This window comes from Schauerella aestuarii, from assembly GCF_009866805.1.
GTDB classification, from domain to species: domain Bacteria; phylum Pseudomonadota; class Gammaproteobacteria; order Burkholderiales; family Burkholderiaceae_B; genus Schauerella; species Schauerella aestuarii.
Genome location: NZ_SIZW01000041.1, coordinates 694,166 through 711,959 on the forward strand (window position 1 = coordinate 694,166; position 17,794 = coordinate 711,959).

General features: G+C 63.5%; 16 protein-coding genes. 12 read left to right on the forward strand and 4 right to left on the reverse strand.

The annotated features are described in order from the left end of the window. Positions 1–88: 88 nt before the first annotated feature. From EYW45_RS14075 to EYW45_RS14120, 10 genes are all read left to right on the forward strand, one after another. A complete protein-coding gene (locus tag EYW45_RS14075) occupies positions 89–3,043 on the forward strand; it encodes a monovalent cation/H+ antiporter subunit A (RefSeq protein ID WP_161136013.1) in 2,955 nt (984 codons plus the stop codon). Beyond that, positions 3,044–3,388: a Na+/H+ antiporter subunit C gene (locus EYW45_RS14080; protein ID WP_161136014.1), complete on the forward strand. Its 345-nt coding sequence runs from the start codon at positions 3,044–3,046 to the stop codon at positions 3,386–3,388. Then, a complete protein-coding gene (locus EYW45_RS14085; RefSeq protein ID WP_161136264.1) occupies positions 3,388–5,025 on the forward strand; it encodes a monovalent cation/H+ antiporter subunit D in 1,638 nt (545 codons plus the stop codon). The genes EYW45_RS14080 and EYW45_RS14085 overlap by 1 nt, the downstream gene beginning before the upstream one ends. Next, complete coding sequence (locus EYW45_RS14090; RefSeq protein ID WP_161136015.1) at positions 5,022–5,498, forward strand: Na+/H+ antiporter subunit E; 477 nt, start codon at positions 5,022–5,024, stop codon at positions 5,496–5,498. The genes EYW45_RS14085 and EYW45_RS14090 overlap by 4 nt, the downstream gene beginning before the upstream one ends. Continuing rightward, positions 5,495–5,776 carry a K+/H+ antiporter subunit F gene (locus tag EYW45_RS14095; protein ID WP_161136016.1) on the forward strand — a complete coding sequence of 94 codons (282 nt, stop codon included), beginning with the start codon at positions 5,495–5,497 and terminating at the stop codon, positions 5,774–5,776. Before EYW45_RS14090 ends, EYW45_RS14095 begins: the two co-directional genes overlap by 4 nt. Beyond that, entirely contained in the window at positions 5,773–6,090 is a 318-nt protein-coding gene (gene mnhG / locus EYW45_RS14100; protein WP_161136017.1) for a monovalent cation/H(+) antiporter subunit G, read from the forward strand. Before EYW45_RS14095 ends, mnhG begins: the two co-directional genes overlap by 4 nt. Positions 6,091–6,282: 192 nt before the next feature. Further along, positions 6,283–9,075: a PAS domain S-box protein gene (locus tag EYW45_RS14105; RefSeq protein ID WP_161136018.1), complete on the forward strand. Its 2,793-nt coding sequence runs from the start codon at positions 6,283–6,285 to the stop codon at positions 9,073–9,075. Further along, entirely contained in the window at positions 9,072–10,064 is a 993-nt protein-coding gene (locus tag EYW45_RS14110) for a response regulator (protein ID WP_161136019.1), read from the forward strand. Before EYW45_RS14105 ends, EYW45_RS14110 begins: the two co-directional genes overlap by 4 nt. Positions 10,065–10,237: 173 nt before the next feature. Then, positions 10,238–11,743: a helix-turn-helix transcriptional regulator gene (locus tag EYW45_RS14115; RefSeq protein WP_161136020.1), complete on the forward strand. Its 1,506-nt coding sequence runs from the start codon at positions 10,238–10,240 to the stop codon at positions 11,741–11,743. 145 nt (positions 11,744–11,888) lie between these two features. Continuing rightward, positions 11,889–12,158, forward strand: a complete 270-nt coding sequence (locus EYW45_RS14120) for a CsbD family protein (RefSeq protein WP_161136021.1) — start codon at positions 11,889–11,891, stop codon at positions 12,156–12,158. Positions 12,159–12,276: 118 nt separating this feature from the next. Here EYW45_RS14120 and EYW45_RS14125 read toward each other — a convergent pair whose 3' ends face one another. Both EYW45_RS14125 and EYW45_RS14130 read right to left on the reverse strand, forming a co-directional pair. Beyond that, positions 12,277–12,777, reverse strand: coding sequence for an acyl-CoA thioesterase (locus EYW45_RS14125; protein WP_161136022.1), 501 nt, complete (start codon positions 12,775–12,777; stop codon positions 12,277–12,279). 20 nt (positions 12,778–12,797) lie between these two features. After that, the gene (locus tag EYW45_RS14130) at positions 12,798–14,237 is read right to left on the reverse strand and encodes a DUF1254 domain-containing protein (protein ID WP_161136023.1); all 1,440 of its coding nucleotides are present in this window, start codon (positions 14,235–14,237) and stop codon (positions 12,798–12,800) included. A gap of 191 nt (positions 14,238–14,428) precedes the next feature. Here EYW45_RS14130 and EYW45_RS14135 point away from each other — a divergent pair, with 191 nt between their 5' ends. Continuing rightward, entirely contained in the window at positions 14,429–15,148 is a 720-nt protein-coding gene (locus EYW45_RS14135; protein WP_161136024.1) for a YggS family pyridoxal phosphate-dependent enzyme, read from the forward strand. Between the two features lie 90 nt (positions 15,149–15,238). Here EYW45_RS14135 and EYW45_RS14140 read toward each other — a convergent pair whose 3' ends face one another. Continuing rightward, positions 15,239–16,138, reverse strand: a complete 900-nt coding sequence (locus EYW45_RS14140) for a LysR family transcriptional regulator ArgP (RefSeq protein WP_161136025.1) — start codon at positions 16,136–16,138, stop codon at positions 15,239–15,241. Between the two features lie 133 nt (positions 16,139–16,271). Here EYW45_RS14140 and EYW45_RS14145 point away from each other — a divergent pair, with 133 nt between their 5' ends. Further along, entirely contained in the window at positions 16,272–16,910 is a 639-nt protein-coding gene (locus EYW45_RS14145; protein WP_161136026.1) for a LysE/ArgO family amino acid transporter, read from the forward strand. Here the strand turns inward: EYW45_RS14145 and EYW45_RS14150 are convergent, their stop codons facing one another. Then, a complete protein-coding gene (locus tag EYW45_RS14150) occupies positions 16,911–17,777 on the reverse strand; it encodes a proteasome-type protease (protein ID WP_161136027.1) in 867 nt (288 codons plus the stop codon). It lies immediately after the preceding gene. Positions 17,778–17,794: the final 17 nt, after the last annotated feature.

The following is a 17,794-nucleotide window of genomic DNA, read 5'->3' on the forward strand; positions in this document are numbered from 1 at the left end:
CGCTGTTGACACAGCAGTGCCCCGGGGATGATTTAGACTCTTGCGGTTGCGTTCAACTTTTTGTAAGCCTGGCTGAATCCGGAGTTCCATGTCGCTCATCCTCATTCTCGTCCTGCCGTTTCTCGGAAGCATCTGCGCCGCGTTATTACCGTCGAACGCGCGCAATGCCGAGGCATGGCTGGCGGGCGGGGTGGCCGTCATCTGTACCGTGCTCGCGGTGCTGCAATTCGGCGACGTCAACAGCGGCGGTGTCATACGGGTCATTGTGCCGTGGGCACCGACGCTGGGCCTGGACTTCTATCTTCGGATGGACGGCTACGCATGGCTCTTTACCGTCATCATTTCGGCAATGGGCGCCCTGGTGGTCCTCTACGCGCGCTATTACATGTCGCCCGAAGACCCCGTGCCGCGCTTTTTCTCGTTCTTCCTGGCATTCATGGGCGCCATGCTCGGCGTGGTGCTGTCGGGCAACCTGATCCAGATGGTGTTGTTCTGGGAACTCACCAGTTTCTCGTCATTCATGTTGATCGCCTATTGGCATCACCGGGCCGATGCGCGGCGCGGCGCCCGCATGGCGCTTACCGTAACGGCCACCGGCGGCCTGTGTCTGCTGGCCGGGGCGCTGCTGCTGGGCCACGTGGCCGGCGGCTACGATCTCGACACGGTGCTGCAATCGGGTGACATTGTTCGCAATCATCCTTGGTACACAGCCATCCTGATCCTGGTCGCGCTCGGTGCCCTGACCAAGAGCGCGCAGTTTCCATTTCAGTTCTGGCTGCCCAACGCGATGGCAGCACCCACGCCCGTCTCGGCTTATCTCCATTCGGCCACCATGGTCAAGGCCGGCGTGTTTCTGCTGGCGCGCTTCTGGCCCGTGTTGGCCGGCACCGACGAGTGGTTCTGGATCATCGGCGGCGCCGGATTGTGCTCGCTGCTGATCGGCGCGTATGCCGCGATCTTCCAGCGCGACATGAAGGGGGTGCTGGCGTACTCGACCATCAGTCACCTGGGGCTGATCACCTTGCTGCTCGGCATGAACAGCACGCTGGGTCTGGTTGCGGCGATTTTTCACATGGTCAACCACGCCACCTTCAAGGCGTCGCTCTTCATGGCAGCCGGGATCGTCGACCACGAAACCGGCACTCGCGACATGACGCGCCTGCGCGGCCTCTATCGCGCCATGCCCATCACCGCCACGCTGGCCATGGTCGCCGCTGCGTCGATGGCCGGGGTGCCGTTGCTCAACGGCTTCATTTCCAAGGAAATGTTCTTTGCCGAAACCACTTTCATCAGTGGCGATCTGATCACCCGTGTGGGCTTGCCGATTGCCGCCACGCTGGCGGGTGCGTTCAGCGTGGCCTACTCCCTGCGCTTCATCGCGCAGGTGTTTTTCGGACCGCCGGCCACCGATCTGCCGCGTGCGCCGCATGAGCCGCCGCGTTTCATGTTGGTTCCGAGCGGGTTGCTGGTCTTCATCTGTTTGATCGTGGGCATTCTGCCGGCCTACACGCTCGGCCCGTTGTTGACCGTGGCCGCGCGCAGCATTCTGGGCGAGGGCAACCTGCCTGAGTACAGTTTGTCGCTGTGGCATGGCTTCAATCTGCCGCTTGCGATGAGTTTCCTCGCCATGGCGTTGGGCGTGCTGATTCATTATTCGTTGCGTCATTGGCAGCGCACCCGTCCCGGTCGGGCGCCGTTCATTTACCGGCTCGACGGCCGCCGGTCGTTCGAGTTCATTCTCGATAGCCTTACCGCCGGTTCGACCTGGTTGCTGAGCTGGGTGTCCACCTATCGCCTGCAGGTGCAACTGCTGTCCATCGTCCTGGTCGCGTTTCTGTCGGCCTGGCTGCCCTTGCGCGCCGGCGGATGGAGCGGCGCCTGGGCCAATACGTCGGCCATCGATCCGGCCTTTGCGCTGTTGTGGACCATCGGCGGCGCCTGCGCCGTGGGTGTGGCGTTTCAAGCCAAGTTCCATCGCCTGGCTGCGCTCACGTTGGCAGGCGCTGCCGGTTTGATTACCTGCCTGACCTTCGCGTGGTTTTCGGCGCCCGATCTGGCGCTCACGCAATTGGCGGTGGAAGTCGTGACCGTCGTGCTGATTCTGCTGGGGCTGCGCTGGTTGCCGCGTCGTATCGAAGGTGACGAGGCGGATGTCGATCTGAAAGCGCGTGGCCGCCGGGTGCGCGACGTGGTGGTCTCGATTGCCGCGGGCGGCGGACTGGCCGCGATGGCCTACGCCGTCATGACTCGTCCTGCCGGTGAGGGCATTTCGTCCTTCTTCGTCGAAAACGCCCTGGAGCTGGGCGGGGGCACGAACGTGGTCAATGTGCTGCTGGTGGATTTCCGCGGCTTCGATACGCTCGGGGAAATTACCGTGCTCGGGATCGTGGGGCTCACGGTGTATGCCTTGCTGCGACGCTTCCGTCCGCCACCCGAGAGTGTGGATCGGCCGGTGCAGCAGCGGCAGCAGGATGACGACGGCGATACGCCGCCGCGTCTGGAGCCCCTGGCCGATCGCGAAGAGGCGGCCCGCAAGGTGATCGACGCCGAACTGCCGGTGGGCCAGATGATGGTGCCTGCGGTACTGGTGCGCCTGCTTCTGCCGGTGGCGGCACTGGTGTCGGTGTTTTTCCTGGTGCGGGGCCACAACCTGCCGGGCGGCGGTTTCGTGGGCGGTTTGATCATGGCCACTGCCGTCATTCTGCAATACATGGTCGGCGGGGTGATCTGGGTTGAGTCGCGCACGCGCATTCATCCGCAGGCGTGGATCGCCTTCGGGTTGCTGGCCGCGGGTAGCGCCGCATTGATGTCGTGGGTGATGGGCAAGCCTTTCCTGACGGCGATGGCCTGGGATGTGGCGTTGCCGCTGATCGGTCATATTCATTTGTCGACCGTGCTGTTGTTCGACATCGGCGTGTATATGTTGGTGATCGGCGCCGCCGTGCTGATCCTTGTCGCTTTGGCCCACCAATCGCTGCGGATGCAGCGCAAGGCCGCCGCGGCCGCCATCGCGCACGCTGCCGTAACGCCAGGGGAGGCATAAATGGAATTGGTACTTGCTTTGGCGATCGGCGTGCTGGCGGGCTCGGGCATCTGGCTGTTGCTGCGTCCCCGGACGTTCCAGGTGATCATGGGCCTGTCGCTGGTGTCGTATGCCGTCAATTTGTTCATCTTCGGCATGGGCCGCCTCTGGACCGGGCGACCCCCGGTCATCGATGCGTCCGCGCCCATCGATGCCGCGCAGTACGCGGATCCGTTGCCCCAGGCCCTGGTGCTGACGGCGATCGTGATCGGTTTCGCCACCACTGCGCTTTTCTTAGTTGTGCTGCTCGCCTCGCGTGGGTTCTCAGGCACCGACCACGTCGACGGCAGGGAGCCTGAAGCATGATGAATGCCTTGATGATGCACCTTCCGGTATTGCCGATCGCCATTCCGTTGATGACCGGTGCGGCACTGCTCTTGATCGGCGACGGCCATCGCATCGGGCGCAATGCGCTGTCGTTGCTGGCTGTGGTCGCTCAGCTCGCGGTCGCCGTGATGTTGCTGTTCGCCGCAGACGGCCGGCTGGGCCTGAACTGGATTCATGATATTGGCGTCTATCTGCCGGGTGATTGGCCCGCGCCGTTCGGCATCGTACTGGTGGTCGATCGCCTCGCTGCGGTCATGCTGTGCCTGAGCGCGGTGCTGGGCGTGCTGACGCTGGTGTTTTCGCTGGCGCGCTGGGATCGCGCCGGGGTGCACTTTCTGCCGCTGTTCCAGTTTCTGCTGATGGGTCTGAACGGCGCGTTCCTCACGGGCGATCTGTTCAACCTGTTCGTGTTTTTCGAAGTGCTGCTGGCCGCGTCCTACGGGCTGATTCTGCATGGCTCGGGTGCCACGCGCGTGCGCGCCGGGCTGCGCTATATCGTCGTCAATCTGCTGGCCTCGTTCCTGTTGCTGATCGGCATCGCGTTGATCTACGGGGTCACGGGTACGCTCAATATGGCCGACCTGGCCATGCGCGCCGGTAGCCTGGCCACGGGCGATCGCCAGTTGTATGAGGCCGGTGCCGCCATTCTCAGTGTGGCCTTTCTGGTCAAGGCCGGAGCCTGGCCGATGAACTTCTGGCTGGCGGCGGGCTACGGCAGCGCGGCGGCGCCGGTCGCCGCCATGTTCACCATCATGACCAAGGTCGGCATCTATGCGCTGCTCCGTCTGGGGTCGCTGTTGCTGCCCACGGGCGCGCCGGCGGCATTCGGCCTGGAATGGATGTTCATGATCGGCATCGCAACCCTGGCTTTTGGCGCAATCGGCCTGATGGCGGCGCAGCAGCTCGAACGCGTGGTGGGCTATTGCGTGATCGTGTCGTCGGGCACGTTGCTCACCACGCTGGGCATGCCCGGCGTCGCCCTTACAGGTCCGGCGCTTTTCTATCTGTTGAGTTCGGTGCTCGCCACAGCCGCGTTCTACATGCTGATCGAGATGGTCGAGCGCACGCGGGTGTTTGGGGCCAACGTGCTGGCCGTCACGCTCGATATGTTCGATCTCGACGATCCGCACACCGAGAACCGGTCGGACGACGTGGTGGGCGTGGCGATTCCGGCCGCCATGGCTTTCCTGGGGTTGGCGTTCGTGTCCTGCGTGCTGCTGGTGACGGGCTTGCCGCCGCTTTCGGGCTTCGTGGCCAAGTTCTCGATCCTGTCCGGTGCCATCGCTGCAGCCAACGGCAACACGCCGCCGCTGGATGCGTGGCTCTTGATGGGCGGGATCTTGATCTCCGGCTTGGCGGGCGTGGTGGCATTGAGCCGCACCGGCGTGCGCGTATTCTGGGGCTCGGGCGATCGCACCACCCCGCGGTTGCGGCTGGTTGAAGCGGTACCGGTATCGGCATTGATTGCCTTGTGCATCGCGCTGGCGGCGTTTGCCGGCCCCGTCATGGGTTATCTGACGTCGGCGGCGCAATCGCTGGATCGTCCCAAGGATTACGTCGAGGCCGTGCGTGGCGCGCCATCGCAACGCCTGCCTGGTTATGGAGTACAGCCATGATGAAATATTTACTGCTGCCGGTGGCGCTGCTCATCATGTGGTCGCTGCTGAACGATTCGATTTCGCCGGGGCAGATGTTGCTTGGCGGCGCGTTGGCGATCTTCTTCACCTGGGCCGCCGGTTCGCTGCGGCCCAAGCGCGCGTACCCGAAGAAAGTGCTGACGGCGATGGGGCTGGCCGGCCGCGTGTTCTATGACGTGGCGCGCTCGAACGTATCGGTGTTTCGCATCATCTGGCGCCCGACGCGCGGCAAGATCACGTCCGGCTTCATGACGATTCCGCTGTCGATGAAGGATCCGCACGGTCTCGCCGTGCTGGCCTGCATCCTGTCGTATACACCGGGATCGGTGTGGGTGGGTCTCTCGCCCGAGAACGTGCTGACGTTGCATGTGCTCGACCTGAAAGACGAATCGGAGTGGGTGCACTTGGTGCACACTCGCTACGAAGCGCCGCTGAAGGAGATTTTCGAATGAATATGCTGTTGTTTGTGGCTTGCGTGTTTGCCTTGCTCTGCTTCGTCGCGGGTATGGCGTGCGCGGCGATCCGCATCTTTCGTGGCCCGACCGCACAGGATCGCGTGCTGGCGCTGGACTGCCTGTACATCAACGGCATGTTGGCGGTACTGGTGATCGGTATTCAGATCGGCAGCATGCTGTATTTCGATATTGCGTTGTTGATCGCCTTGTTCGGCTTTGTCGGCTCGACGGCCATGGCCAAATTCCTGTTGCGCGGCGAGGTAATCGAACCATGATGGAACACGACTTGCCCGCTTGGGCCGCCATTCCGGCTTCCCTGCTGTTGATCCTCGGCGGCATTCTCGCGCTGACCGGATCGATCGGCCTCCTGCGTCTGCGAACGTTCTACAAGCGCATTCACTCGCCCACTTTGGGCAATACCTTCGGCTCGCTGTGCGTGCTGTTGGCTTCGATCATTACCTCGTCGGCGATCGTGGGACGTCCCGTCTTGCATGAAGTGATGATCACGGTCTTTTTGATCCTCACCTCACCGGTGACGGCCATGATGCTGATGCGTGCGGCAGTGTTCCGCAACCGCGGCACAAACTGACGGCGCGCGCAGCGGCGCGTGCCGGCAGTTCGAGACGCACAGGTCTCAGCTGTTGAGTGTTCTCCAAAGGGATGAGTCGGCATGGCGGGATGACAACACTTTGTGTTGCGTCTGTATCTTTATGTCACGTTTTCCGGTAAAACTGGGCGGGATCTCGCCAACGGGGCGCGATACACGCTGTGATCGACGTTCATGCCGCCCTCGACGCTTTCCAGCCTGGTTGCCGATCTGGCGCCGGCGGACGCCTTTTTCTCCTGGTTCACCCTTGTTGCCTGGGCGTTGACGCTCACCTTGGCAGTCGCCCTGTGGCGGTTACGTCGACGGTACACGAGCCTCAAGCGCTCCGGTCGCGAACGCGACGTGCGTATGGACGCCCTGTTGTCCACTGCAGTCGATGGCGTCATCATTCTCGACGCCAAGGGACTCGTGCTCGAGTACAACACGGCTGCCGAGCGTATTTTCGGCTGGCGGCGCGACGAAGTCATCGGGTGCAACGTCAGCATGCTGATGGACGAAACGCTGCGGCAATCGCACGACGGGTTTCTGTCGCGCTATCTGCAAACCGGCGAAGCCACCATCATCGGCCGTGCGCGCGAAGTGCAGGGGCTCAACAAGAACGGTGCGAGTGTGCCGATTCGGCTGGCGATTGGACATGAGCGTCTGCCTGACCGCGACCTGTTCGTCGGCTACGTCACCGACGTGACCGAACGCGTGTCGATGGAACAGGCACTTCGGATCAACGAGCAGCAATTCCGCTCGCTGATCCGCAATATTCCCGGAATCTGCTACCGCGCGCTGCTCTCGGACGATTGGCCGATGCTGTTCATCAGCAATGCCGTCGAGCGGGTCACGGGCTTTCCCGCCGCTGATTTTCTCGGTTCGCAGCCCGCGCGCAAATTCATGGATCTGGTGCACGCAGACGATATCGCGCGCGTCACATCGGGCATCATTCAAGCCATTCTCGACGATCGTCCCTTTCTGATCGAGTATCGACTGGTACATCGCGACGGCACGCAGCGCTGGATGTGGACCAACGGCGGCGGCGTGCGCGATCAGCAGGGCCGCCTGAAATGGATCGATTGTGTGGTGCTCGACATTACCGAGCGGCACGCCATGGACGAGGCATTGCGCGAGGCCAAGGAACGCGCCGAGCAGGCCGCCGCCGCGCGTGCCGCCTTCGTGGCCAATATGAGTCACGAAATCCGCACGCCGATGAACGCCATCCTCGGCTTTACCGACGTGATGCGCCAAGGCGAGCTGAACGCCGAACAACGCCGCTATCTCGACATCATCCGCAACGCCGGACAATCGCTGCTGGGCTTGCTCAACGAAGTGCTGGATACGGCAAAGCTCGATAAAGGCGCCGTGGAGTTGGTGTTGGCCGAGTTCAATCTGCTCGCCTTGATCGACGAGGTGACCTCGACCCTGGGGGCAAGCGCGCGCGCCAAGCAATTGGCACTCACCATCGATTACGACGACGGCGTGCCGCGTTACTTTTCCGGCGATGAAATGCGTATCCGTCAGATCCTCACGAATCTGCTGGGCAACGCGATCAAGTTCACCGAGTCCGGGTCGGTAACGGTGGGCGTCACGCTGGACGAGACGACTTGCGTGCATCTTCGGGTGGCCGACACCGGTATCGGCATTCCGCCCGAGCGCATCGATGCGATTTTCGAGCCGTTCACTCAAGCCGATGCCTCGATGACGCGCCGCTTCGGTGGCACCGGTTTGGGCACCACGATCAGCAAGCAATTGACCGAACTGATGAACGGCCGGATCTGGGCCGAAAGCATGGCAGGCAAGGGCAGCACGTTCCACGTGGTTCTTCCGTTGGCCACCGCGCACCGCGTGCCGGCCGCCCATTCGCGCGCAAGCGGCGTCACGCCTTTGGCGCCGTTGACGATTCTGATCGCAGACGATGTGCCGCAGAATCTCTCGCTCATGACGTTGCTGCTCACGCGCTTCGGGCATGAAGTGATAACGGCGAGCGATGGCGTGCAAGCCGCTGAACTGGCTGCTTCGCGCACCTTCGATCTGATGTTGATGGATGTACAGATGAGCGGTGGCGACGGCCTGGCGGCCATTCGGCGCATTCGGGCGCATGAAGCTCAGGCGGGGTTGAAACCGGTGCCCGCGATTGCGCTGACGGCCAGTGTGATGGCTGCCGATCGGACGGCCGCGCGGGCGGCGGGGATGGACGGCTTTGCCTCCAAGCCGATCGACATGGCGGTGCTGAGTGCGGAGATCGGGCGCGTCATGGGCGGCGCGCCAGTGCGCACTATCGTGGCCGAGTCACCGGAAGCATCGCGGGCGCATATGCTGCTCGATGCTGAACGAGGCCTGGAGCGCTGGGCGCGCAATGCGACGGCCTACGATCGCGCGCTGGGCAATTTTGTCCGCGACCACGCGGATCTGGCGGACCGATTTGCCGCGCGCCGGAACGCTGCCTGCGGCGCGGAGGATCGCGTCATGGGCGGTGACGACTCCGCCAACGACACCGTCGCAATGCGGCAGGCGGCGCATCGCGTGCGTGGCGTGGCGGCAAACCTTGGCCTGGAGCGCCTGGCGGCGCTGCTGGCCGAGATCGAAACGGCCGCCATCAAAGGCGACGCGCTGGCCATATGGGAAATGCATCCCGCCTTGAGGGTCGAAACGGCCGATGCCGTGGCGGCGATCCAGGCGCAGCGCATCTACACCGCCAGTGCGCGGCCCGCCTCCCCGCCGAGCGCACCGGCAGGCGCGCCGCATCCCGTCGAGCGCCGCGGGGTGCGCACTACGGCCGATGCGCTTTACCGCTCGCTCGAGCGCGGTGCGCTGGACGACGACGCCATGGCCCGATTGGTGTCGCTGGTGCCATCCGACGATCCGGTGCTGCAGCGTTTGCTGCGCGCCGTGGAAGATTTCGATTTCGACGCGGCGCGTCGTCATCTGCGGGAGTGGGGCAGCGCGTCGCACGCCTCGCGCAACGATGGTGAGCGGGTATGACGGTGTTGAACGCGCTGCCGACCATATTGGTGGTCGACGATGAGGCCGCCAATCTGCAGTTGCTCAAGCACATCCTGCAAGCCGACTATCAACTGCTCTTCGCCAAGAATGGCGAGCGCGCGTTGGAACTGGCGCGCGAGCAGCGGCCCGATCTGATTCTGCTGGACGTGATGATGCCCGGCATGTCGGGCTATCAGGTTTGTGCTGCCTTGAAGACCGATGCGGGTACCGAGTCGATTCCGGTCATTTTCGTGACGGCCCTGACGCATACCGACGATGAGGTGCAAGCCTTTGGCGCCGGCGCCGTGGATTTCATCACCAAGCCGGTAAGCCCCTTGATCGTCAAGGCGCGGGTGCGTACGCATTTGTCTTTGGTGCGCATGGACGAACTCAAGGAGACGCGTCTCGAAATCGTGCATCGTCTGGGGCTGGCCGCCGAATATCGTGACAACGAAACCGGTCAGCACGTGATCCGCATGAGCCGTTACGCCCAGTTGCTGGGGCGCGCCGCCGGCATGAGCGAATCGGTGGCCGACGATCTCTTGAACGCGGCGCCCCTTCACGACATCGGCAAGATCGGCATCCCCGACAGCATCCTGCTCAAACCCGGACCGCTGAGTGCCGACGAGTGGGCGGTCATGAAGACACATGCCGAGATTGGTGCGCGCATCATTGGGGAGCATCGCAATCCCATGTTGGCCATGGCGCGCCGGATCGCGTTGAGCCATCACGAGAAATGGGACGGTACCGGCTATCCCTACGGTTTGGTCGGCGACGCGATTCCGTTCGAGGCGCGCATCGTGGCGGTCTGCGACGTGCTCGACGCCTTGACGTCGAGACGTCCCTACAAAGAAGCATGGCCCACGGAACGGGCGCTCGAGCATATCGACGCGCAGCGCGGAAAGCACTTCGAACCGGCCGTCGTGGACCTGTTGATGGAGAACTTGCCCGCGGTCGAAACGGTGCGTCAGCAATGTCGCGAAGATTGAACGAGCGGAGGCGCCCGTGGCGTCCCGGTTGACGCAGGCGTACGCCGATTCACGATTGATGCGCGCCATCCTGGCCGATGCCCCCTGGAAAGCAGGTCTCGTCGGACGCAATCGCCACCGGGCGCATCGCTTGCTAAGTGCAAAGCTGGACTGACACTTTTCGCCACGCGCCTATGCCTGCCAAGAATGCTAATGCCCCGATTCCCGATCGCCGCCAGCTTCAACAACTGATTGGCGGGCTGGGTGAAGGGATCATCGTGCTCGAGCCCGACGGTCGCATCAGTTGGGCAAACGCAGCGGCACTGGCCCTGCACGATGTGCGGGCCGTCAAGGCACTCGGGCGAGATATCGACGACTATTTTCAGACCTTCGATTTGCGGCACATGAACGATCGCAAATTGCGTAAATCGGATTATCCGATGTCGCGGGCCAAGGCCGCCGACCTGGTCGAAGCCACCCAATTCAAAGTTTTTCGTCATGGCGCGGCCAAGGACGATACGCCGATTGGCATTCACGCGATTCGCACGTTGACGCTGGTCGACGACGAGGGCCGTCCCGACTTTCATGCCATCGTGCACGACGACGTGACGGCCAAGGTGGAAGCCGAAGACCGCTTCGAGCGTACTTTTGCCAGCAATCCCGCGCCGGCGATGATCGTGCGCGACGACGACCATCGCATCATCAAGGTCAACCCTGGATTTTTGCAGATGACGGGCTTTACCAATCAGGAACTCGTCAATCGAACGCTCAAGACTGTGGATCTATTCGACGACAAGTCGATGCTTGACATGGTGCTCACACACTTGGCCGACGCTGATGGTTTTCCGCAAACGGATACCACGCTGAAGGTATCGGGCGGGGCGCTCAAGTTCGTGATCCTGGCCGGCCAACCGCTGCAGATGGGCGAGGCGCAGTGCATTCTCCTGACCTACGTCGACGTCGATGCCCGTCGCAAGGCCGAGCATGCCCTCAAGCACAACGAAGAACTGTTTTCGAAAGCCTTTCGCTTGGCGCCGGTGCCCATGCTCGTCGTGACGCGCAAGGATGCCCGCATTCTGGACGCCAACGACGCCTTTCTCGAGAGCACGCACTACAAAAACGAAGAGGCCTTGGGCTACACGCTGCGCGAGCTCTCGCTGTGGCGGCAAGGCACGACGTTGCGCGATCTCGAGCAGGCGATGACGCGCCAGCAAAGCCTGCGCGGTCTTGACGCGCGCACCACGGCCAAGGACGGCGAGGAGATCGACGGCGTGCTGTCGGCTGAGGCGGTGATGATCAACGATGAGGAGTGCATGTTGATCGCCATTCAGGACATCACCGATCGCAAGCGCACCGAAACCGAATTGATCACCGCAATCGAAGCGGTGATGCAAGACACCTCATGGTTCAGCCGCTCGATCATCGAGAAGCTGGCGAACATTCGCAACCCCGGCAAGCCGCGCGTGGGCGAGACCGGCGTGGGCGATCTCACGTCGCGCGAGCAGGATGTGCTGGGGGGATTGTGCCAAGGGTTGACCGACGCGGAAATCGCCACGTCACTGGGCATCGCGCGCAACACAGTTCGCAATCATGTGTCTACGCTTTACGAGAAGATCGGCGTCAACCGTCGAAGTGGCGCCATCGTGTGGGCACGCGAGCGCGGCTTCACGGGCGCGCGGCCACGACGTCCGCGCGATTAGCCATTGTGCCGCCAGTGTCTTGAAGACATGTTTTTTTACGCCGGTCGGCCAGACTTACATTCCGGTAATTTCTGCGTATCGGGTCTGGCCTATTCTTTAATCACACGGCGGGAATCTCCCGCCTATTTCATTCAGGAGTCATGCCATGGATCTCAACCGTCTCGAAGGTACCGTTAAAGATCTGGCCGGCCGCGCCGAGCAAGCCTACGGTGAAGCCGCCGGCGACGCGAAACGCGAATCGCGTGGCTACGCTCGTCAAGCCGAAGGTCGCGTGCAAAGCGCCTACGGTCAAACGATCGACCAAGTGCGGGATGCCGCATGCGAAGTGAGCCGTGCCGTCGAGCGTAATCCGCTGGGCGCGGTGCTGGTTGCCGGTGCCGTGGGTTACGTGCTGGCGCTGCTGACGCGCCGTTGATCGCACGCGTTGGGGTGGCGGATCGCAGGCGACGCGCCTTCGATCGCGCACCGCTGATCGTTGCATTGAAAACACCGGCCAGAGGCCGGTGTTTTCACATGAGCGGCGCGACTGGCGCTCAGGTCGCGTCTTCCTGCGCGCGCCGCTTGATGGCCTCGTGCTGCTTTTCCATTTCCTGCCGCAGGGCGCGCCGCTTTTCGGCCGCATCGTAGCGCTGGCGTTCTTCGTGCGTGGCCAGTTCGAGTTGCGGCACGGGCGTCGGCATGCCGAGTTCATCCACGGCAACCATGGTGAAGTAGCAACTGTTCGTATGACGCACCAGTTTCTGGCGGATATCTTCGGTCACGACCTTGATGCCGATTTCCATCGACGTGCGGCCCGTGTAATTGACCGACGCCAGAAACGTGACTAGCTCGCCCACGTGAATGGGTTCGCGAAACACAACCTGATCGACCGACAACGTGACCACATACTGGCCCGCGTAGCGGCTGGCGCAGGCGTAGGCCACTTGGTCGAGGTACTTCAAAATGGTGCCGCCGTGGACATTGCCCGCGAAATTGGACATGTCGGGCGTCATCAGAATGGTCATCGACAACTGGTGGCTGAAAGCGTCGTCCATGGAGGTCTCGGTGGGTAGGGTCAATCGGCGCGCACGAGCGCGGGTGGCATCCAGGTGCCGTCGATAGCGGTGGCATCGGCGGTGAACAGATGCAGGATAACCGAGGTCGATCCCATCGGCAGCCGCAGCCAGTTCGCGGCATCGCCGGCGTCTGGCGGCTCGCTTTGCAGCACCAGGTCGAGCGAGCCGTCGGCGTTGTAGACGAGCGGGCTGCGGTCGGTCAGCAGCCGGGCGCGTGAACCGTCGAAGGCGGCGCCATCGAGGGGGATGCTGCGCAGTGACCAGCCCGACAATCCCGGCGGCAAGGCATCGGCCTCGAACCGCAACGTGTAGGCGTGATCGCCGCTCAGCGGTTCGCCGCCGGCATCCTGAACCGCCACGGCGCGCCATTCGTCTTCGGCGCTGACGCCGTTCTCGCCCGACCAGGCCGCGCGGGCGCGCGTCAGGTAGTCGTTGCCATAAACGCCTTGCGTGGCACTGGGCAGACGCCAACCGTTGTTGAGCGGCGTCGCGGTGGCGGGCGGCGAGAGTCGCGCCTGGGCTGCGGCGGCGCCCAGGCGCAGTGCGCGATGGACGGCAGGCGACAGTTCGTCCGCACGCAGCCGTTGCCCGGGCTTGATGCCCAGCCGCGCCATGCGGGCAATCAGCGGCTGATCGGTGGCGTGGGGGGCGTGCCGGCGCAGCAGATCGGCCACGTAGGCAAAGAACTCGGGCGGCGTCATGCGGGCGATCTGATCGCGCGGCGTTGTCAGCATGTTGATGCCGGGATCGGCGCGCATGTGAATGGCTTGCCCGCTCGATTGCCATGCGCTCAAGGGCGTCATGGCAAACGTATTCTGCACGTCGAGCGCCTGGGCGCTGTCGCCGGAACCGAAGGTTTGCACGCGGAGCCGCGCGCGCAGGTAGGCGGTGGTGGCGGTGATCGTCGGCAGATTGCTGGGTAGCGTGCCCGCCCATCCGGCCGGCACGACGATCAGGTTGCGTGCGGCCGTACCCGTGGTCCGTTTGCCCAGCACGGCGATGACATCGCCCCACATGTCCGACAGCGTCAGCGTGTAATCGCGCCCGCGCGTATCGGGCAAGGACAACACAACGGGGCCGTCTTCCAGATCGATCCAGGCGCGCGATCGGGCGGCTTCGGTGGCCGATTGATCGGCACCGGGTGCCGCATCGGCCGTGCGATGGATGAAGCGATTGGCAGGACCGCGATCGGGGCTGCTGCCGGCGTTGACGTTGGTATCCTGCCGGCGCGTGAGATCCATCAGCACGAGTGGATAGGCGTACAAGTACGTTTGCTCGGCGATGCGGGTGTCGTCGCGCGCCGCAATGGCGGAAGGCGACAGGCCGGCAGGGCCGGTCGCCGCCGCAGGCGCGGCGCTGGCCGAGGGGCCGGTCAATGCGCCCGCCAAGGGGACTGCCAACCACAGGGCAGCAAGGAAAACGTAACGAACCGGGCGCATGCGCACAGTCTCCGGAGCAAAACACGATCGGCCATCGTAGCGCCGCGTCGCCTCATTCAGCCGCACGAACAAGGGGGGAAGGGGGGCGCTATCGTGCGGATCGGACCGGGGCGACTACACTGGAGCCATTGCGATGCGCTGTGGTGCATCATTCTGCCTGCCTCATTTGTTCGTTTAACTGTTTCCGTCTCATGACCGTCACCGACTCCCTGGCCACCCGCGCCGCCGACATCCAGCGCCGCATGGCCGCCGCGTGCACGCGCGCCGGTCGCTCGAGCGACAGCGTCGCCTTGCTGCCCGTCAGCAAAACCTTCAGCGTGGACGATATCCGCGAAGCGATGGCGCTGGGGATGCATCGGTTCGGCGAGAACACGCTGCAGGAGATCCGCGACAAGGCACAGGTGCTGACCGATGACGCCATCCGCTGGGTGGTGATCGGCCACACGCAAACCAACAAAGCGCGCGACGTGGCCAAGTATGCGCACGAACTGCAATCGCTGGACCGGTTATCCCTGGCCGAAGCCCTGCACCGTAAACTGGACGCCGCAGGTCGCACGCTGGACGTGCTCGTGCAGATCAAGACGTCGTCCGAACCCAGCAAGCATGGGTTGGCGCCGGACGATCTCGAAGATTTCCTGCGCACGATCGTGCGCGACTTTCCCACGCTGCGGGTGCTGGGGCTGATGACCTTGGCCACGCACTCGGGCAATGCCGATGACGTGCGCGCCTGCTTCCAGCTTTTGCGCGAATGCCGCGATCGCGCCCGTGCGGCCGATATCGGCGGCCTCACGCTCGATCGCCTCTCCATGGGGATGAGCGACGACTTCGAAATGGCCATCGAGGAAGGCTCGACCGAAGTGCGGATCGGCACGGCGCTCTTCGGCAAGCGGGATTACGGCACGCCAGCTTGAGCGGCCCCGGACGCTACCGATTGCCGAGGTTGTATCGCTGCGCCGCGAGTGCCGCGGCTTGATCGCTGCGGCTCGATCGCTGCGGCCTGATCACCTCGGCTTGATCAACGGCTGCGCCGCAGCCAGTACCGCGTCGGTCAGTGCGTCCATCACGGGCGAGGGCATATGCCAGTGTTGCCAGTAGAGCGGCACATCCTCCCAGGCGCGCTGCCGCAGCAGCACCAGCCGTCCGGCATCCAGATGCGACTGGATCATCGGCAGCGGATTCATCGTCCATCCCAATCCGGCCAAGGTGGCCTGAACGAACAAATGCGTGGAGGGCAGCCACCACATCGGCGGCTGCAGCGTTTGCGTGCGTGCGATGCGTGCGGCAAAGCGCGATTGCATCGCATCTTTGCGGTTGTAGACGAGCATGGGCGCGCTCGCCAGCGCGCGCGCCGTAACGCCGTTGGCGAAGTGCCGCTCGTGAAACGCCGGGCTGCACGTGGCGGCGTAACGCATGCTGCCCAAGGCGTGCAGCCGGCAGCCTTGCACCGGTTCGGCCAGCGTGGTCACCGCACCCAGCACATGGCCGCTGCGCAATAGCGCTGCCGTGTGATCCTGGTCTTCCGAATGCAGGTCGAGCGTGGCATGTGAGCGGGCGGCGAAGCGTGTCGCCGCGTCGGCAAACCAGGTTTCAAGACTGTCGTGATTGACGGCCACCGCCAGACTGGCAGGCCGCGCTTCGTCGTCCGCCAACCCCAGTCGTTGCAGCGCGTCGTGTTCCAGAAGTGCAGTGCGTTGCGCCAGTTGCACCAGCGGCTGGCCGTCGTCCGTGGCCACCACCGGCGTCGCGCGCCGCACGAGCACCCGGCCGACGCGCGTCTCCAATGCCTTGATGCGTTGCGACACTGCCGATGGCGTGACGTGAAGTACGGCCGCCGCACGCTCGAAGCTGCCTTCGCGAACGACGGCGGCCAGGGCCCGCAACTGATCGTGGTCGATATTCATGGCGCTGATTTTATGGATTAGTTTGGCTAATCCAGCCTGAGGAAGATTAGCTTCAGTTTATATCGTGTGGCCGTCAAAATGGCGTGCCTGCTGCTCTTGTCCGAGCGGCGCGATGCTGTTTCAGGATGCTGTCATGTTCACCCTCACCACGTTCTCTCCCGCTTTCAACGCCTGGCTGGCCGGTGCGGCCACTGGCTTGGGGCTGTTTGTTGTCGTCGGCGCGCAGAGTGCATTCGTGCTGAAGCAAGGCGTGATGCGATTGCACATTTTGAGTGTGTTGGGCGTGTGTGCGCTGATCGACGCCATCGTTATTTTCGCCAGCGTGTGGGGTGTGCAACAGCTCACCGCCTGGGCACCGGGGTTGACCCATATCGTCACGTGGGGCGGCGCCGCGTTCCTGCTGTGGTACGCCGCACAGTCCGCGGTACGCGCCTGGCGCGGTCAGGCGGGTGCCGCCGGCGACATGCCGCAGGCCGTGCCGTCGCGCCGGTCGGCCGTGCTGGGCGCCATGGCGTTTACGCTGCTCAATCCCCATTTCTGGCTCGACATGCTGCTGGTCGGCTCGCTCGCCCACAGCTTCGATGCTTTCCGGTTGGCGTTCGGGCTGGGGGCGTTGACGGCCAGCCTGATCTGGCTGGGATTGTTGGGTTTGGGCGCACGTTTGATGGCGCCGCTGTTTGCGCGGCCGGCGGCGTGGCGGGTGCTCGACGGCGTGATCGCCGTCGTGATGGTGCTGATCGCGGTTCGGTTGATCGTGGCCGGTTTGGCGTGATCAGCCCGCTTGCAGCGGATCGGACGGGCCTTGCGCAAAGGCTTGCGGCTGCGCGAACTCCCGTGGCAAGCTGCCTGCCGGCGACACGCGCACCGGTTGATGCACACGATCGGGCGGTACCAGCGTCTTGGGTGCCGCCGGGTTGCTCCAGATCGGATCGGGAATGTCGGTAAACACCTGCTTCAGACGCTCGCCCCATTCGGTGCGGATCATGTGGAAGTAGGCGTTGTTTTCATCGATATTGGCGAAGTGCGACACGCGCAGCGCGCCGTCTTCATACACCAGCAGATCCAGCGGCAACCCCACCGAAATATTGGATTTGAGTGTGGAGTCCATCGAGATCAACGCGCACTTCGCGGCTTCATCGAGCGACGTATCGGCGCTCAATACGCGATCGAGGATGGGCTTGCCGTACTTCGCTTCGCCGATCTGGAAATACAGGCAATTATCGTGGGCTTCGATAAAGTTGCCGGCGGCATACACCTGGAAGAGCCGGCAGCGTTCGCCGGCGATCTGGCCGCCCACGATCAAGGACACATTGAAGTCCACGCCCTGATCCTGCAACGCCTGACCATCGCGTTGGTGCACGGTGCGGATCGCCTCGCCCACGGTGCGCGCCACCTGATACATGGTGCGCGCATTCCAGATCGAGTCGGGGCTGGTTTCGTCGTGCTCGCCCAATACGCTCAGGACGGCCTGACTGACCGCCAGATTGCCCGACGTCATGATGACGATCACACGGTCGTCGGGACGTTCAAACACGTTGAGTTTACGGAACACGCCGATCTGATCGACGCCCGCATTGGTGCGGGAATCGGAAAGAAAGACGAGTCCCGCATCGAGGCGGGCGGCAATGCAGTAAGTCATGGATGTACAGTCGGAAA

Excerpts from the sequence above, each read along its gene's own strand:
- EYW45_RS14075 (WP_161136013.1), top strand. The coding sequence starts at position 89 with ATGTCGCTCATCCTCATTCTCGTCCTGCCGTTTCTCGGAAGCATCTGC.
- EYW45_RS14080 (WP_161136014.1), top strand. The coding sequence starts at position 3,044 with ATGGAATTGGTACTTGCTTTGGCGATCGGCGTGCTGGCGGGCTCGGGC.
- EYW45_RS14085 (WP_161136264.1), top strand. The coding sequence starts at position 3,388 with ATGAATGCCTTGATGATGCACCTTCCGGTATTGCCGATCGCCATTCCG.
- EYW45_RS14090 (WP_161136015.1), top strand. The coding sequence starts at position 5,022 with ATGATGAAATATTTACTGCTGCCGGTGGCGCTGCTCATCATGTGGTCG.
- EYW45_RS14095 (WP_161136016.1), top strand. The coding sequence starts at position 5,495 with ATGAATATGCTGTTGTTTGTGGCTTGCGTGTTTGCCTTGCTCTGCTTC.
- mnhG (WP_161136017.1), top strand. The coding sequence starts at position 5,773 with ATGATGGAACACGACTTGCCCGCTTGGGCCGCCATTCCGGCTTCCCTG.
- EYW45_RS14105 (WP_161136018.1), top strand. The coding sequence starts at position 6,283 with ATGCCGCCCTCGACGCTTTCCAGCCTGGTTGCCGATCTGGCGCCGGCG.
- EYW45_RS14110 (WP_161136019.1), top strand. The coding sequence starts at position 9,072 with ATGACGGTGTTGAACGCGCTGCCGACCATATTGGTGGTCGACGATGAG.
- EYW45_RS14115 (WP_161136020.1), top strand. The coding sequence starts at position 10,238 with ATGCCTGCCAAGAATGCTAATGCCCCGATTCCCGATCGCCGCCAGCTT.
- EYW45_RS14120 (WP_161136021.1), top strand. The coding sequence starts at position 11,889 with ATGGATCTCAACCGTCTCGAAGGTACCGTTAAAGATCTGGCCGGCCGC.
- EYW45_RS14125 (WP_161136022.1), bottom strand. The coding sequence starts at position 12,777 with ATGGACGACGCTTTCAGCCACCAGTTGTCGATGACCATTCTGATGACG.
- EYW45_RS14130 (WP_161136023.1), bottom strand. The coding sequence starts at position 14,237 with ATGCGCCCGGTTCGTTACGTTTTCCTTGCTGCCCTGTGGTTGGCAGTC.
- EYW45_RS14135 (WP_161136024.1), top strand. The coding sequence starts at position 14,429 with ATGACCGTCACCGACTCCCTGGCCACCCGCGCCGCCGACATCCAGCGC.
- EYW45_RS14140 (WP_161136025.1), bottom strand. The coding sequence starts at position 16,138 with ATGAATATCGACCACGATCAGTTGCGGGCCCTGGCCGCCGTCGTTCGC.
- EYW45_RS14145 (WP_161136026.1), top strand. The coding sequence starts at position 16,272 with ATGTTCACCCTCACCACGTTCTCTCCCGCTTTCAACGCCTGGCTGGCC.
- EYW45_RS14150 (WP_161136027.1), bottom strand. The coding sequence starts at position 17,777 with ATGACTTACTGCATTGCCGCCCGCCTCGATGCGGGACTCGTCTTTCTT.